Raw genomic sequence first — 16,089 nt, forward strand, 5'->3', positions numbered from 1 at the left:
AATTAGGAGAACAGATTTTGAAACAAATTCTGATCAGCATAGGCGTTATAGTAGCCTTTGGGTTGCTTTTGGTTGTGGCTCAAGTGGGTATGGGTAAAAAATCGACCACTGCTGGAGAAATTACCAACACTCAGCTGGAAGTAGTGACAACAGCTAACAGTGCTAACCCAGATGTTAATGATAAACAAGATTTAGCTATGGATTCTAGTTCAGAAAGCGGAAGCAATTTGGATGAGGCGGTTACAACACCGTCGGGCTTGAAGTACATTGACCTAGTTGAGGGTGAGGGAGCAACCCCTGAGAAGGGACAGACGGTAGTGGTTCACTACACTGGTACCCTGGAGGATGGCAGCAAGTTCGATAGTTCTCGCGATCGCAATCGTCCTTTTTCCTTCAAAATCGGTATAGGACAGGTGATTAAAGGCTGGGATGAAGGGGTTGCTTCTATGAAGGTTGGTGGTCGTCGTCAGCTGATCATTCCCCCAGACTTGGGTTATGGTGCCCGTGGCGCGGGTGGGGTGATTCCGCCTAATGCTACGTTGATTTTTGATGTGGAATTGTTGAAAATTAGCTAGTAAATTAAATTAGATTGATTAACTTATTCAGCGATGAACTGAATACCTGCTCCCAGTTAGTGACTTCTTGCTAATTGGGAGTTTTAGTCAGCAGAGGACAACTTGTTGAACTATTTGTTAATCCTGTCGAAAGGAGTTTCAACCTGGTGATTATCGAGTATGTTCGGTGACTTTGGATGTAGAATGAATATTCGTAACATTTGTCCTGATGATTACCAACAAATAATTACCATTATAGATGAATGGTGGGGTGGACGAAAAATGAGTGATATGCTTCCAAAGCTCTTTTTCGTGCATTTTTGTGAAACAAGTTTTATTGCAGAAACTGATCAAGAAATAACTGGATTTTTAATTGGTTTTCTATCACAGACATATTCGGATGAGGCATATATTCATTTTTTAGGTGTCCATCCTAAATTTATAAAACAAGGTATTGGTCGTCTCCTATACGAACAGTTTTAAAAAACTGTTCGGAAGTTTGGTCGTATCCGAGTAAGATGTGTTACCTCTGAGATTAATAAAAATTCGATTGCTTATCATTTGCGGATGGGATTTAAAATCGAATCCAGTGATTGCAAATACAACAGTATTTCCTACTCTCCAAACTATGATGGTTCAGGGAAAAATCGTGTCCTATTTGTGAAACAGTTGTAACTACGGTAGTTCACACTCTTTGATTTGCCATATTCAGGAACTTAGTTAACCCAGGTTTAAAGATAAGTTTCACCGTTCCTGTCGGACCATTACGATTTTTAACAATGATGACTTCTGCGGTATCTCCATCTGGTGAATCTGGGTTATAATAAGAATCCCTATAGAGCATCATGATTAAATCCGAGTCCTGTTCGATAGAACCCGATTCTCTCAAATCCGACATCATGGGTCGTTTGTTCGTGCGAGATTCCACAGCCCGACTTAACTGAGACAGAGCAACCACTGGGACTTTCAGTTCCCGAGCTAATCCTTTGAGAGAGCGAGTAATCCGAGACAACTCCTGAACTCGATTTTCACTACCACTGCCTTCCATTAACTGTAAGTAATCGATTAAAATTAACCCCAACGGGCTCCCTTGGGCTGCTTGAAGACGACGAGCATGCGATCGCATTTGCATCACAGTCTGGTTAGCGGTATCATCAATATAAATAGGCAACTCTGATAACACACCGATTGCTTCGCTCAAAGGTGCCCACTGATTTTGAGCAATGCGCCCAGCTCTCAGAAAGTTACTGTCAATTTTCGCTTCACTAGCTAACAACCGCTGAACTAGTTGTTCTCTTGACATTTCCAAGCTAAAAATCGCCACTGGCATTTTTTCAGCTACGTTACGAGCAATTCCTAACGCTAAGCTAGTTTTTCCCATTGATGGTCTACCAGCAATGATAATTAAGTCAGACGGACTTAATCCCCCAATTTGGGCATCCAAATCATAGAAGTCTGATGGAATACCAGGCAAATCAATACCCTGATTCCGATTTTCTATATCTTGGAAGGTCTGAACTAGGGTTTCAGAAATCGGGATTAGACCTTGCTGAGGACGCAATTGGGTGAGGCTGAAAATTTTCTGTTCCGCTTGGTCAAGGACCGTTTCCAATTCCAAGGATGTCTCATAACCCAACTTAAAAATCTCGTTACCGGCTTCGATTAGCTGACGGCGCAGGTACTTGTCCATCACTAACTTAGCGAACCTGTCAATATTGACCGCTGAAACCGTTTGTTCAACTAGCTGAGCTAACTTAGCTTGACCCCCAACTTTCTCTAATAAGTCATTGTCATAAAGCCAGGTAGTAACACTCATCAAATCCGTGGGTTTACCCTGGCTATAAAGTAATAAAGCAGCTTCGTAAATGGTTTGGTGAATCCGGACGTAGAAGGCTTTTGGATTCAGGAAATCACCAATTCGACCCATGGCTTCCGGGTCTAATAAAATGCCTCCGATAATAGACTCTTCGGCATCAATATTTTGGGGTGGTATAGAGTTCCCAAACGCTGAAAAATCTGGTTTTTGAGTCATAGTAAACTAGTCGTCTATTGAGTTCAGGTTGTATTAGTCAGCTAATACAACCTGAACAAATTAAGCACCTGTTGTTTAATTGAGAGTTGACAGGATGATACAATCAACAGTCAACTCTCAACAAACTAAACAAACTATTAATTAACTTATTTAGGAACAACATGAATTTCTACAGTGGCTGTAACTTCTGGATGAAGCTTAATTTCTGCATTATAGAAACCAAGTTGACTAATCTCAGGTATAGTTATACCTCGGCGGTCTATTTCTTTGCCAGTAGACTCTTGGATGGCATCTGCCAAATCTTGGCTGGTAACAGTACCGAAGATAGCATTATCTTCACCCAACTGCTTCGCGATAGTAAAGCGGCTAATGGTTTGTAGAGCAGTCTTCATCGACTCAGCTTGTCGCTTGATTTCTAGGATACGCTGCCGTTCTTGCTCTCTGCGCCGCTCAACTTGCTTGAGAACACCAGAGGTAGCCCTAACTGCAATTCCTTGGGGAATGAGATAATTGCGAGCATAGCCGGGAGCTACCTCTACCAGATCACCGTCTTTTCCGAGTTTGTGAACGTCTTTGCTTAAAACGACTTGTACACGTTTTACCATAGTGTTTAATTTCGGGTATAGTTTATAGTGAAGGATAATGCTTCGACAAACATTCCATCTTACGACAATTTGTAAGCGATCGCAACTTAGTGCTGAGTGCTGAGTGCTGAGTGCTGAGTGCTGAGCGCTGAGGGCTGATTGCTGAGGGCTGATTGCTGATTGCTGATTGCTGATTCCTGAGGGCTCGGTGTCAATTAAAACACTTGTTAAACCCTTTCGGGGATAACATATCAGCCAATAGGCAAACCTAAATCATCAGTAGGAACCGAAAATCCAGTTTCCTGGAGCCTCTGGATCTTGACTGTAATAGAATTCGGTAACTAGATCTAATATCTCTTGTTTGTCAATGTAACCATCATTGTTCTGATCGAAGCGTCCAAAAATTTCTTCAATTTGACTGTCGTCAATACCGTAAGCCTGAAAAAATTGTCGGTATTCTTCCAGAGTAACTTTATCGTCTTTATCAGAATCCAATAGGAAAATAATCCCTGCCGCTTTAGCATTGACTACTGCTTCATTCCCCTCGGTGTCACTCAGTACATTTTCGTGATAAGTCAACCATTCATCCAAGGTCACTTGCTGGTCTTGATTCTGGTCGGTAAATTTTTGCACGCCATTCCAAATCCTCATGTAAATAGCAAGAAGATTGTCATAATATGGCGAGCCCGGTGTCCAACCCCTGATCGCAGCAAGGTTATCAGTAATCCGTTCAAAATCGGCTTGGGTTAAAACACCGTTTGTTTGCTGATCGTACAGGTTAAACAACCTGGTCAATTTTCTCTGCTGCAATTCGCTAAGCATGGGTTTTTTCTATTGCTTGGATTAACTAAATTTCTTAACTCAACCTTGATTATAGTCCAACTAATCAAGGGGCTTATTCTCAAGGAAATATGTCCCTTGATCAAGGCTTTATCAATAATCTTAGAATCGGTCTTTCATTTCCCGTAACCGTGCAAATGTCTTAACCGGTTCTTTTGCTTGAGCAGCCGACTGTAGGGCAGGCTCATCCCAACGTAAAAATGGATTGGTGTGCTTTTCAACCCCTAAGTGGGAAGGTACCGTTGCCTCTTTACGATCACGCGCCTCTTGGACTTGGGCAAATCTCCCTTGTAAGTCCGGGTTTTCACCATCGACACTCAGGGCAAATTGGAGATTTTTCAGGGTGTATTCATGAGCACACCATACTCGTGTATTATCTGGTAAATCCCTTAGCTTGCTCATGGATTCTACCATTTGGCCTGGTGTTCCTTCAAATAGTCTGCCACAGCCGCCCGCAAATAGGGTGTCGCCACAGAAGAGTTCACCGGTTTCACCAGGGACTACTGGGGGAAAGTAGTAGGCAATATGTCCTCTGGTGTGTCCGGGAACGAATAATACTTCACCAAGGCGATCACCAAACTCGACGCGATCGCATTCGTTTAAAAACACCTGTTGACCAGGAATCCGACCCCGGTCTTCAGCTCCCCCATATACACAGACATCTGGAAACTGCTGGATCAACTGTCGATTTCCCCCCACATGATCCATGTGATGGTGAGTGTTGAAAATAGCCACTAATTCGGCATCCAGTTCTTTCAGACGCTGTATCACCGGTTTAGCCTCCGCTGGATCAACCACAGCAGCAATATTCCGCTTGGGGTCGTGTAATAAGAAGATATAGTTGTCAGAAAGGGCTGGAAGTCGATAAATCTGCATAGTTTAACACCATCTGTTTCACTTACAATAATTTATAGTTTTTAGTTTTTGAGCAACAACAGATGCTAGGTATATTATACCTTACTTTATGATTTTTTATCCTTAGGTATTTGTTGAGCAATTTACCAACTTTATCTTTCTTATTAAACCTACTCTTCAATAGGATTTTTTTTTATATACTTCCAATATTTTTCGTGTCCTTAAACCAAAATTATCTGAATCAAAGTTACCCTTGAACACAAGTCATAGGTAATCAGTAATAGTTAGCGAATCACCAATTACCCATTATCCCTTACCAACTCACTATCGGTAACATTCCTGACACTATTTCATCTTAGAAGTGTATGCATGTTCGGTTAACCCATCACAGATTGGTAGTATTGTCAACCTCCATGACTAGGCGAATGCGCTAGACTAATTATCATATTGGATAGGGACTATTTCTGCCTCGTTGCCCCTATGGTATAGCCTCCGAAGCGAAGGGTGGCTTCCCTTGCTAATTGTATTGCCAATTGTATTCAGGTCCCGACCCTCAATAATTTTAATCTAAGTTAAACACTGCTCTCACATAAAATTAACAGAAGATGTCTAGATTAAATTATAGGACTTACGCCGCCAACCGATTTTATACAGGTGATTACACCTATTTCAACCTTTGATTTATAGCGATGCAGCGCGGTCTTGGGGGTCCCCCCCAGTCGCGCTTTGCATCAAGACAACATAATAGTTTTGGTGCGTAAATCCTGAATTATCAAAGCCTAGTCATTCAGGAAGCGATGCCTCAGGTGCGACCCGTGGCGAATTTAATTACGGGTCAAACGCACCATTACGGTCTTGGGGAGCCAGTGCGGTCTTGGGGGTTCCCCCCATGAGCAACTGGCGTGGTCCCCCCCACTCGCGCTTTGCATGGCTGACACTGATTCAAAACCACTATCAAGCCCACTGCCTCCGATGTCGATCTACCCTTTTGTCAACAGAATCTTATGCTAGTAGACCATCAAACCCCCAAATCTAATCACACCACCCGTAATCCCTTAAAAAAAGCAGGAACTTATGTATCACTGTTGTTACTGGGAGCAGGGTTAGGCTTTTCCGGCGGTTATGTAGCATTACGTAACTCTGTTCCCCAATCCACATCCCCTCAAGCAATTGTCCCTCAGAACAAAACAGCTAGGCTTCCAGGCACTAAACCTGTGGTGACTGAAAATCCTAACTTTATCACCAATGTGGTAGAACAAGTTGGACCAGCAGTGGTGCGGATTAACGCTTCTAGAACCGTCACCAGTAGAGTCCCAGATACTTTTAGAAACCCGATGTTCCGGGAATTTTTTAGGTTCCCATTTCCCGATGTACCCCAAGAGCGAGTTGAACAGGGTACCGGTTCAGGTTTCATTATCGATACCGATGGTTATATTCTCACCAATGCCCATGTAGTCGATAGTGCGGATAGTGTTAATGTAATCCTCAAGGATGGTCGCCAATTTAAAGGGACGGTAGTGGGAAGCGATCCCTTGACAGATGTAGCTGTGATCCAGATCGAGGCGGAAAACTTACCTACTGTTGCTCTCGGTGATTCTGATCAACTCACCCCAGGAGAATGGGCGATCGCAATTGGTAATCCCCTTGGTTTAGATAGTACTGTAACCACTGGCATCATTAGTGCTACCGGTCGTTCTAGCTCTCAAGTCGGTGTTCCTGATAAGCGAGTGGAATTTATCCAAACCGACGCTGCTATTAACCCTGGTAACTCCGGTGGACCCCTGCTCAATGCCTCCGGTGAAGTGATTGGCATGAACACAGCCATTATTCGGGGTGCTCAAGGATTAGGATTTGCCGTTCCCATTAATACGGTGGAAGAAATTGCTGAACAACTGATTGTTGACGGTAAAGTAGAACATCCTTACTTGGGCATCCAGATGGTAACCTTAACCCCAGAGGTTAAACAACAGATCAACAGTAATCCCAATGCTGGGTTGATGGTTGATGAAGAACAAGGGGTATTGATTGCCAAAGTAATACCTAATTCCCCAGCTGCCAAAGCAGGATTGCGTGCGGGTGATGTGATCCGCAAAATCAATGATCAGCCAGTCAAAGATGCAACAGAAGTTCAGAAGTCTGTGGCTAAAACCAAAGTAGGCAGTGATTTAATCCTAGAGTTGCGTCGCAATCAACGAGATACCAAATTGACTGTGCGACCTGGTGCTTTTCCTACTGGTAAGTAGTCGTTGAAACCATTACATTAATATCAAGTTCGGTTAATCACTTTAGTTATCAGGCTTTGGATCACATCAGCATTCAGCTGACTGCTGAATGCTGAATGCTGACTTATTGACTAATGAGTGATTAACCAGACTGGCATATTAGACATAGCTTTGCCAGGTCTGCCCTGTTAAGGACTCGGTGGCTACTGCCTCCTGCAGCCCTGTTTCATTCATCCGCCAGATCTCATTTTGTCCGGTAGTGCCATTACGCAACAGGACATCGTCAAAACCATTACCGTCAAAGTCCATAGTACCACGAACTTCCCACTCACCGCTGATTGGTAGTGAGGCAATCAACACTGACTCTACGTACTCAGTACCTTCCATCCGCCAGTAGTAGACATCTTGGTTTTGAGTATTACGCCACAGAATATCCGCGTCACCATCGTTATCTAAATCTCCAGCACCTTGCATTTGCCATAGACCGTCTTCTGCTACCAGCAAATTCTCACCATTATTCTGTCTGGTAATAAAGATTCCCTGATCCAGCTGTGTACCATTCATCAACCAAACCCCATTTTCTCCGGTATTGGTATTACGCCAGAGAATATCTTCTTCTCCATCACTGTCGAAATCTCCCGTGCCACGGATTTCCCAGTTGAGGTCTGATACCTGGCTGCTAGATGCTGTGCTTTTGAACTGAGAGCCTTCCATTAGCCAGAAGTTCACATCTCCGGTTTCGGTATTACGCCAGAGAATATCCTTTTGCCCATCGCCGTCGAAGTCTCCAGCACCACGCATCTCCCAGGGACTATCAGCTGATTCCGCTTGAATTGGATTTGACTGATCCAACTCAGTGCCATTCATGATCCAGGCAAGATTGCTTCCAATCTGAGAATTACGCCAAAAAATATCCGCAGAAGAGGCAACATCCTCAACAGGAGTAACGTTAATGTCAACAGTAGCCGTCTTAGTAGTCAGACCATTATTTAACTCATAGGTCAAACTGTCAGCTCCATTAAAGCCATTGTTAGGAGTGTAAATTACAGAATCATCACTGAAGTCTCCAGCAGTGCCATTGTCATCCACTACTGCAGTACCATTGCTGGGACCATTGACAATGGTCAGAGTGCTGTTTCCGTTAATATCAGTGTCATTTGCTAAAACATCAATGGTTACCGCTGCATTTTCTTCAGTAGTAGCGGTGTCATCTACTGCAATCAGACTGTTCTCGTCAACAGCAGCAGCAACGTCAATGTCAACAGTAGCAGTCTTAGTAATCAGACCATTGCTTAACTCATAGGTAAAACTATCAGCTCCACTGAAACCATCATCAGGAGTGTAAATCACAAAATCATCAGTTAAGTCTCCAGCAGTGCCATTGTCATCCACTACTGCAGTACCATTGCTGGGATCATTGAGAATGGTTACAGTGCCGTTTCCGTCAACATCAGTGTCATTTTGTAAAACATCAATGGTTACCGCTGTATTTTCTTGAGTAGTAGTGGTGTCATCTACTGCAATCAGACTGTTCTCGTCAACAGCAGCAGCAGCAACATCAATGTCAACAGTAGCGGTCTTAGTAATCAGACCATTGCTTAACTCATAGGTAAAACTATCAGCTCCACTGAAACCATCATCAGGAGTGTAAATCACAGAATCATCAGTGGAGTCTTCAGCAGTGCCATTGTCATCCACTACTGCAGTACCATTGCTGGGATCATTGAGAATGGTTACAGTGCCGTTTCCGTCAACATCAGTGTCATTTTGTAAAACATCAATGGTTACCGCTGTATTTTCTTCAGTAGTAGCGGTGTCATTTACTGCAATTAGACTGTTCTCGTCAACAGCAGCAGCAACGTCAATGTCAACAGTAGCGGTCTTAGTAATCAGACCATTGCTTAACTCATAGGTAAAACTATCAGCTCCACTGAAACCATCATCAGGAGTGTAAATCACAGAATCATCAGTGGAGTCTTCAGCAGTGCCATTGTCATCCACTACTGCAGTACCATTGCTGGGATCATTGAGAATGGTTACAGTGCCGTTTCCGTCAACATCAGTGTCATTTTGTAAAACATCAATGGTTACCGCTGTATTTTCTTCAGTAGTAGCGGTGTCATTTACTGCAATTAGACTGTTCTCGTCAACAGCAGCAGCAACGTCAATGTCAACAGTAGCGGTCTTAGTAATCAGACCATTGCTTAACTCATAGGTAAAACTATCAGCTCCACTGAAACCATCATCAGGAGTGTAAATCACAGAATCATCAGTGGAGTCTTCAGCAGTGCCATTGTCATCCACTACTGCAGTACCATTGCTGGGATCATTGAGAATGGTTACAGTGCCGTTTCCGTCAATATCAGTGTCATTTTCTAAAACATCAATGGTTACCGCTGTATTTTCTTCAGTAGTAGCGGTGTCATCTACTGCAATCAGACTGTTCTCGTCAACAGCAGCAGCAACGTCAATGTCAACAGTAGCTGTTTGAGTAGTTAGACCATTGCTTAACTCATAGGTAAAACTATCAGCTCCACTGAAACCATCATCAGGAGTGTAAATCACAGAATCATCACTGAAGTCTCCAGCAGTGCCATTGTCATCCACTACTGCAGTACCATTGCTGGCATCACTAACAATGGTCAGAGTGCTGTTTCCGTCAATATCAGTGTCATTTTCTAAAACATCAATGGTTACCGATGTATTTTCTTCAGTAGTAGCAGTGTCATCTACTGCAATTAGATTGTCATCGAGTGGATTGAATTCAATGAAGTCAATTCGGGCAAATTCCTGACCATCACGAGTACCGTCAATTGTGATTACCTCTCCATTGTTGATGAATACGGTACTGCTAATTTGTTCATTGACGAAACTATCAGCATCAGGGTTAATACCAGCACCATCAGGGGGGTTATCGAGAGTTAATGTTGGCAATTCGGTATCGCCAATAGTGATATCTATGGTGCTGTTCCCATCAGTCTCATCAAAGTAACCCAGCCTGACTTCGTAGTTACCAGTAGGTAAATCAAAGGTTGTGCTAGCAGTACCAGAAAAGGCATTAGGACCAATTCCAAAGGGTATTCTGAGCAGTAAACCACCCTCAGCATCGTCATTATTCTCAGTTACAAAATTCGTTAGATTTGGAAAGCTTTCAGCTTGAATTTTTACCATAATTTTTATTTACTGAACAATAATAATTTATCCCTTTTGACTACTTATACGGGTTGAGTAACAAAAGTCAGGACAATCTTAGCTAGTATGCTTTTGAGTTGTAAGCATATGCCTTAGGGGCAGGCTACTTGATGTGCCAAGGCCTTGGCCTATGGCAACCCTACGCGAATCCCCAAGCTACTTGAGGTGCTTATGTGCGCTTGGGCACGCTTGGCCAACGGTTCAATGCTTACTTTCAGTCTTTTCTAAGAATTCAACATCACAACGTTGCCCATTCAATTTTTGATGACTTTATCTTTTGCTAAAGATAATTGTGTCAGTCAAGTCGCTTGACCGTAGGTCACGCTTCGCGAACGCTCCAATTCAAAATTAAAAATTATTAATTCAAAATGACAATCAGTGGGGGCTTGTACCCGCCACTGATTGAAGACTACTGAATAATATTGCAGTGGGGGATTGTACCCAGAATTAATTAATTCAAAATTTATGATTTTCTTTATTTTGAAGTTTGAATTTTGAATTTTGAATTACCACTAGGGGTCAATCAGATTGTTTATCTGATGGTAGGGTTAATTATTATTAAACAGTTCCATTAATTTTTTTGATAATTTATTACGCCATAAATCAGTTAATAAATAGGAATAAAAATAAGTTGACTTAAAGAAAATAGCGATGTATAAATGATTTGAATATAGCGCTTTTAAATTGGGTGAGGTACCTAGGGCTTGCTGATTAACTATCAAAGCATTGACAGATAAAGTTTTTCGAATTTTTTGGTCTATAAAAGTGCCAGCTTTTCGGTCGAAAAAGCTCAAAAAATTAGCATTTTGGGCAGACAATATCATAAAAATAAAGGGACAAGTCTTCCGACTACCTCCTATATAATTCCCATTTCTCCACACTCGCTGACTCCACACTCGCTGACTCCTACCAATACCAAAAGACTTTTTCAGCAAACCCTACATAGTTTTAGGATTTTAGGGAACAGGGAACAGATAATAGGCAATAGGGAATAGGAATGCACCGCTACTTCCTACTCCTTAAAACCCAGGATGAAAGTACTTCGCAAAATTGATAAATCTTATAAAATTGCTAATTGCCTGGAAGCCTGCAATCTTGAATGATTATCGGTTTAGTTCTTCCTCAAGCATCCGTTGATAAACCTTTGGCAAGTGCTTACTCATGCTATTGGTTTCTATGCCATAACCTAGACTTGTCCAAGTACCGGACAACCGCCGCAAAACTTTATCTAAATTTCCTTGCCGCAATTCTTTGGGAATATCCATCCCCCAGGCTCTACTATCCTTGAGCCAATCGTGAACCACAGCATCCTGGAAGTGTGCCTCAAAGCTATACTGCTTCCAAAACAAAAAGCCTGAGGGTCTGGGGTGATAGCGTTGTGCCTTTGCTTCCCAGGTAAAATCAAGGAACTGATACCGTCCCGCTGCTGTGCTACATTTTCCAACATTAGGACCAGCGACTATGGGAACACATATTTCAGGATGACGCCTTAAATCAGAAACGTGTTGACCCCCATAGATAATCGTGTAGGGTTGGGGGTCATTGGCTTCACTAGCGGTGATAGTACGCATTAGGGCGCGAATGTAAGGATCTCCCCCCCTCATCACTAAGGGAGGCGTGCCATGAATACTGGTAGGATAATCAGATAGCGTACGCTCAACCGGGTAATAAGCCCATCTATTAAACACATGTCTGATATAAATTCCCAATAATAAGCTCACTATCGCTAAGGCTGAAATATTGTAAAATAAGCCTTTGAGTGTAAATTTATAGGAAGTATTTGGAAATCTTCTTAATTTTCCGTACTTCTGTCGGGGTGATGAAGACACTCAGTTGACTAATCCTTACTAGTGTTAATACTGTGAACTTAATAGTGTTCACAAAATGCGATTAACCGAACGTCACGCTACGCTCCGGAAGCTTCGCTTCCGCGCTTGAGCGAACGCTCAACACTGCCTCAACCCACGTCATAAAATAGCTGTTCCCAGCTTTGATCGGGAGCTTCTGCTGAGCTAACCACTTCTACTATTTTATTCCGAGCTTCCGGTTCCGACAGCGCCTCAACACAAACTTCTGCTACTTTGGTGCGAGGTATGCTACCTTCAAATAGAGTATCTGCCCCAGACATAACAATCGGGTCTGAGTTGTCTTCGTTTCTGAGACCACCTGGTCGCACAATGGTGTAGGTCAAGCCGCTTTTTTGGATATATTCCTCTGCTTGCTTCTTCCAGACCAGAATCAGCCAGAATAGATTTAAGGGATGGAAAAACTGGGACACACAGAGGGAGGAAACCAATACAAAGTGTTCTACCCCTTTTTGCTTAGCAGCATCTACTAAATTTTTAGTGCCTTCGTAATCCACCTTGTAGGGTGCGGTGGGGTCAAAGGTAGGGCGAGCACCAGTGGCGCACAGCACTACAGTACTATCTCCGATCGCAGCACCGATACTCTCAGGTTTGAGCACATCCCCCACCACTAATTCTGCAGCTGGTGGTAATATTTCTTGAGCGTACTCTAAATTTCGCACTAAAGCCCGTACAGGAATATCACGCATAACCAGTTCCTGTACAATCCGCTTTCCTGTTTCTCCCGTTGCTCCAGCTACACATGCTTTCATGGCAATTTCCGTACAATTCACCTAGTAGCTTAGCCAGTTTACCAGTTATTCTGAGTGAAAATTAAACTAGGCCATTCAATCGAGAATTATTGGATTTTTCCGTAAACCCCAACCTCTCGGTTGTATAAGTTTCTGTATAAGTTTCCTTCGTCATGTGTTCTTCTAAGACTGTGTGGGTGGATCTAATTAGAACCCGCTATAGTCAGTGATCTAATAACTGATCTCATAACTGATCTCGCATCACCAGACACCCAGCTAGATCAGTCCCCCAAACTTTACACTTGTTTACATAGCTCAACTTGTTTGTGTCCGACTCCTGATTAACTCAGCCAGAGGAGTGGGATCAGCAAGAGCGACCCATGGACATTTCTCAACTAGGCTCTCAACTAGTTTCTGAACTAGTCACAAGGCAATCACATGAAGAGGATGATGTATGCGATCGCATTTTATTAACCATCAGTCAATTGAGGAAAAACAGGTCGATTTGAATACTCCTGCTATAAAGGCCGACACTGACCCTATTGTTCCATCAGCGTCTTACTCAGGTAGTGAGCCGACTCGGTTTCACTGTCATTTTCAAGACTGTATGGAGATGTATGCTTCAGCTGAGCAAGTAAGTGCCTATCTAAATACTCACCAGGATTGGTTTTGTCGCTGCGCTCATCCGATGAAAGTAAAACTGCTCACAGACAATGGCTATATCTTGACCATTGGTAGCTTTGGGGCATTTGGCTATAGGGTAGAGCCAAAAATCGGTTTGGAATTGTTACCTCTTGAGGAAAATTCCTATCAGATTCGGACAATCCCCATACCCAATTACGTCAGTCCAGGCTATGACCTTGATTTCCAGGCATCTCAGACCTTAGTAGAAGTACCAGCAAGGGAGTATTTTCAAGAGCATCAGCTGGAATCGGAGTCCATACCATCGGCGATAACCCGCGTGGAGTGGCATCTTGACCTGAGTGTTGAGATGTGGTTTCCCAAGGCGATTCTGAAACTACCTCAGTCGTTGATTCAACGCACAGGCAACGGAATTTTGCAGCAAGTTGTGCGTCAAGTTTCCCGGCGTTTAACCCACAAGGTACAGGAAGACTTCCATAGCAGTAATGGTCTGCCTATACCGAAGCAATCACGACAGCGGCAGAATCTACGGTAATATTTACTCTAAGGGTTGAGCTATCAGCTATCAGCGTCTAAGGGAAAGGCTTAGAGCTTAAGCTAGACACATAAACTAAAAGCAACCAAAAGCTAAGTTTAAGTTTGCCTATTCCAACTCTAACACCATCCTAGGGCGGGGAAAATACCACGCCCCTAGATAAATCAAATCATCTACGGATTGCTAAGAAGGTTCTGGACAATTTGCATACCGGTGATGGCTTGCCAGCTGAATAGTCCCAAGAGTGCAACATTCAGGACGATGTGACTATAGCGAGCCCAAGTTTGACCTTTCTGCATTAATGGTGTCAGAGAGGCAGAGGTAGCAATAATTCCGGTCATGCCTAAACCAGCCAGCAAATGGGGTCCAAAAAACAACTTGCCATTGTTAATGTAGGTTACTGCCATACCTCCGATGGTACCGAGTACCATCATTGCTAGCAACGCTGAACCAACAAGATGGTGCTTAACATTATATTTACCCTTAACTAGCGCTTTCTTTTCGTCACCTTCCGCCGTTCTAGTCTTTTGGATTTTCAAACCTAGATAAAGAGCATAGAAGGCTGCCGCTAGCAGCACCCACATCAGTAAGGGGTGGAAGAATTGAGACCAAAATTTAACAGACTCTGGCAGGTTCATATTGTTATGTCAATTTTCAGGAGCTTCATGAAAATTAACATAACATAGTTGCCGTTATTAAGTCTAATGTGCTATGGAATCAGTTAAAAAAGATGGTAGTATAGGTCTGATGCTTTCTGATGCTTGCGGTTCAATTTGGGGGAATTTGGGGATTTTTAACGATGTAGAAATCTTGCCATGGCATGGTTGTTGCCATTGCATGGGTAGAGGATGCGTTCGCTAGCCAACGCCCTTCGGGCTAATCGCTTTTAGCGGAAGCTGAGGCCTTTGGCCACGCTACGCGAACGCTTCATCGCGTCTTGTCACTGAGGCCTAAAACTGAGGCCTAAATCAATTCCGGGGAAAGATCCAGGAACAGAACTGTTAACTTACGCGAGATACCTTACTGCAGTTTGGGGTTGATATCCGTGATTCTTGCTCCCCATGTCCCCGGAGCGCCCCCCTGAACACCCCGTCAGCATACCAAGTTGCATTCATATCTAGTATCTGCTTATCTGCTCACCTGCTCACTCCCTCACCAGTTCAAAGAATAATATCTTTGATTGATCGCAACTTGGTATCAATCCTTTAGGACAGGACTAACACACTAATAGACATAGCCTAATAGACATAGCGAGGCATCTCGCTCAAGGCGTTCCAGGTGTGTTCACTAACTACACCATTACCGAGCAAACCCCTGTCGATTTGGAAGCGTTGCACTGCTTCGAGTGTCAGGGAAGCGAAGATGCCATCAATCTTAGCGGTATAGTAGTCACTAATCCAAAGTACTTCTTGGACAATTCTTACAGCCTCACCAAAACTGCCAGGACGTAGAATCGGCATATTGACCGGAGCACCACTCAGAAGAGCTTGCCAGGTCTTTTGGTCTACAATACCAGTTGCTCTGAGAAATACCTTTTGCTGGTAGCCTTGCACAGCATATTCAATCTCTGTGTCAAACACACCATCTAATGGACCAAAGTAATATCCCCGGTGAGCCAAGATACTTTGTAATTCTACCACATACAGACCAATGAACCCTACATAAAGGGTGTGCTTTCTGAGCCAAGCAGTGACACAAGCACTGGTCTGGGAGGTTTCCAAATTAATCAAAGCTGTCATTCTAGATTTCCCTGATGAAATTTTTCCTGGCATTATTCATAATCAAATAGCTGAGCTTGATCTGGGGTGATTTAAGTTTTAATAAGTTGTTAACCTTTTGCCAGTCAAACGTGATTTGAATCACGGGGTAACTATGTCAGGGTAAACGCATCTTATTTTGAAATGCCTACTGGATATGAGAGTCATAAAAATAAGTATTTATGCTTATTAATTTTGAAATTTCTGGTGAGTAAGGCTTATAGAATTTAGATGGGTTTGCCCTGGTAACTATGTAGAGTGTTAAGTGTTGACTAGTGAG

14 protein-coding genes are annotated in these 16,089 nt (G+C 43.1%); 4 read left to right on the forward strand and 10 right to left on the reverse strand.

The annotated features are described in order from the left end of the window. The first annotated feature begins 17 nt into the window (after nt 1-17). A complete protein-coding gene (locus tag BJP34_RS22405) occupies nt 18-575 on the forward strand; it encodes an FKBP-type peptidyl-prolyl cis-trans isomerase (RefSeq protein WP_070394251.1) in 558 nt (185 codons plus the stop codon). Between the two features lie 183 nt (nt 576-758). Next, nucleotides 759-1,037 carry a GNAT family N-acetyltransferase gene (locus BJP34_RS46620; protein ID WP_202972009.1) on the forward strand — a complete coding sequence of 93 codons (279 nt, stop codon included), beginning with the start codon at nt 759-761 and terminating at the stop codon, nt 1,035-1,037. A gap of 202 nt (nt 1,038-1,239) precedes the next feature. Here the strand turns inward: BJP34_RS46620 and dnaB are convergent, their stop codons facing one another. The 4 genes from dnaB to gloB form a co-directional block, all read right to left on the reverse strand. After that, a complete protein-coding gene (dnaB, locus tag BJP34_RS22415) occupies nt 1,240-2,586 on the reverse strand; it encodes a replicative DNA helicase (protein WP_070394252.1) in 1,347 nt (448 codons plus the stop codon). A gap of 146 nt (nt 2,587-2,732) precedes the next feature. Beyond that, nucleotides 2,733-3,191, reverse strand: a complete 459-nt coding sequence (rplI, locus tag BJP34_RS22420) for a 50S ribosomal protein L9 (protein WP_070394253.1) — start codon at nt 3,189-3,191, stop codon at nt 2,733-2,735. Nucleotides 3,192-3,446: 255 nt separating this feature from the next. Next, on the reverse strand, nt 3,447-3,992 hold the full coding sequence (locus BJP34_RS22425) for an EF-hand domain-containing protein (RefSeq protein ID WP_070394254.1): 546 nt from the start codon (nt 3,990-3,992) through the stop codon (nt 3,447-3,449). 120 nt (nt 3,993-4,112) lie between these two features. Beyond that, nucleotides 4,113-4,886, reverse strand: a complete 774-nt coding sequence (gene gloB / locus BJP34_RS22430) for a hydroxyacylglutathione hydrolase (protein ID WP_070394255.1) — start codon at nt 4,884-4,886, stop codon at nt 4,113-4,115. 983 nt (nt 4,887-5,869) lie between these two features. Here gloB and BJP34_RS22435 point away from each other — a divergent pair. Then, complete coding sequence (locus BJP34_RS22435) at nt 5,870-7,108, forward strand: HhoA/HhoB/HtrA family serine endopeptidase (RefSeq protein ID WP_070394256.1); 1,239 nt, start codon at nt 5,870-5,872, stop codon at nt 7,106-7,108. 138 nt (nt 7,109-7,246) lie between these two features. Here the strand turns inward: BJP34_RS22435 and BJP34_RS22440 are convergent, their stop codons facing one another. The 4 genes from BJP34_RS22440 to BJP34_RS22455 form a co-directional block, all read right to left on the reverse strand. Further along, complete coding sequence (locus tag BJP34_RS22440) at nt 7,247-10,258, reverse strand: Ig-like domain-containing protein (protein ID WP_070394257.1); 3,012 nt, start codon at nt 10,256-10,258, stop codon at nt 7,247-7,249. 569 nt (nt 10,259-10,827) lie between these two features. After that, nucleotides 10,828-11,175, reverse strand: coding sequence for a hypothetical protein (locus BJP34_RS22445; protein ID WP_149031118.1), 348 nt, complete (start codon nt 11,173-11,175; stop codon nt 10,828-10,830). A gap of 207 nt (nt 11,176-11,382) precedes the next feature. Continuing rightward, on the reverse strand, nt 11,383-11,967 hold the full coding sequence (locus BJP34_RS22450; protein ID WP_324610952.1) for a glycoside hydrolase family protein: 585 nt from the start codon (nt 11,965-11,967) through the stop codon (nt 11,383-11,385). 269 nt (nt 11,968-12,236) lie between these two features. After that, nucleotides 12,237-12,896 carry an NAD(P)H-binding protein gene (locus BJP34_RS22455; protein WP_070394260.1) on the reverse strand — a complete coding sequence of 220 codons (660 nt, stop codon included), beginning with the start codon at nt 12,894-12,896 and terminating at the stop codon, nt 12,237-12,239. A 433-nt stretch (nt 12,897-13,329) separates the two neighbouring features. Here BJP34_RS22455 and BJP34_RS22460 point away from each other — a divergent pair, with 433 nt between their 5' ends. Beyond that, nucleotides 13,330-14,052, forward strand: a complete 723-nt coding sequence (locus tag BJP34_RS22460; protein WP_070394261.1) for a DUF1997 domain-containing protein — start codon at nt 13,330-13,332, stop codon at nt 14,050-14,052. 173 nt (nt 14,053-14,225) lie between these two features. Here the strand turns inward: BJP34_RS22460 and BJP34_RS22465 are convergent, their stop codons facing one another. Together BJP34_RS22465 and BJP34_RS22470 are read right to left on the reverse strand one after the other, a co-directional pair. Continuing rightward, nucleotides 14,226-14,690, reverse strand: a complete 465-nt coding sequence (locus BJP34_RS22465) for a DUF4079 domain-containing protein (RefSeq protein ID WP_070394262.1) — start codon at nt 14,688-14,690, stop codon at nt 14,226-14,228. Nucleotides 14,691-15,290: 600 nt separating this feature from the next. Next, nucleotides 15,291-15,791, reverse strand: coding sequence for a peptidoglycan-binding domain-containing protein (locus BJP34_RS22470; protein ID WP_070396828.1), 501 nt, complete (start codon nt 15,789-15,791; stop codon nt 15,291-15,293). Nucleotides 15,792-16,089: the final 298 nt, after the last annotated feature.

Source organism: Moorena producens PAL-8-15-08-1, assembly GCF_001767235.1.
Taxonomy (GTDB): Bacteria; Cyanobacteriota; Cyanobacteriia; order Cyanobacteriales; family Coleofasciculaceae; genus Moorena; species Moorena producens_A.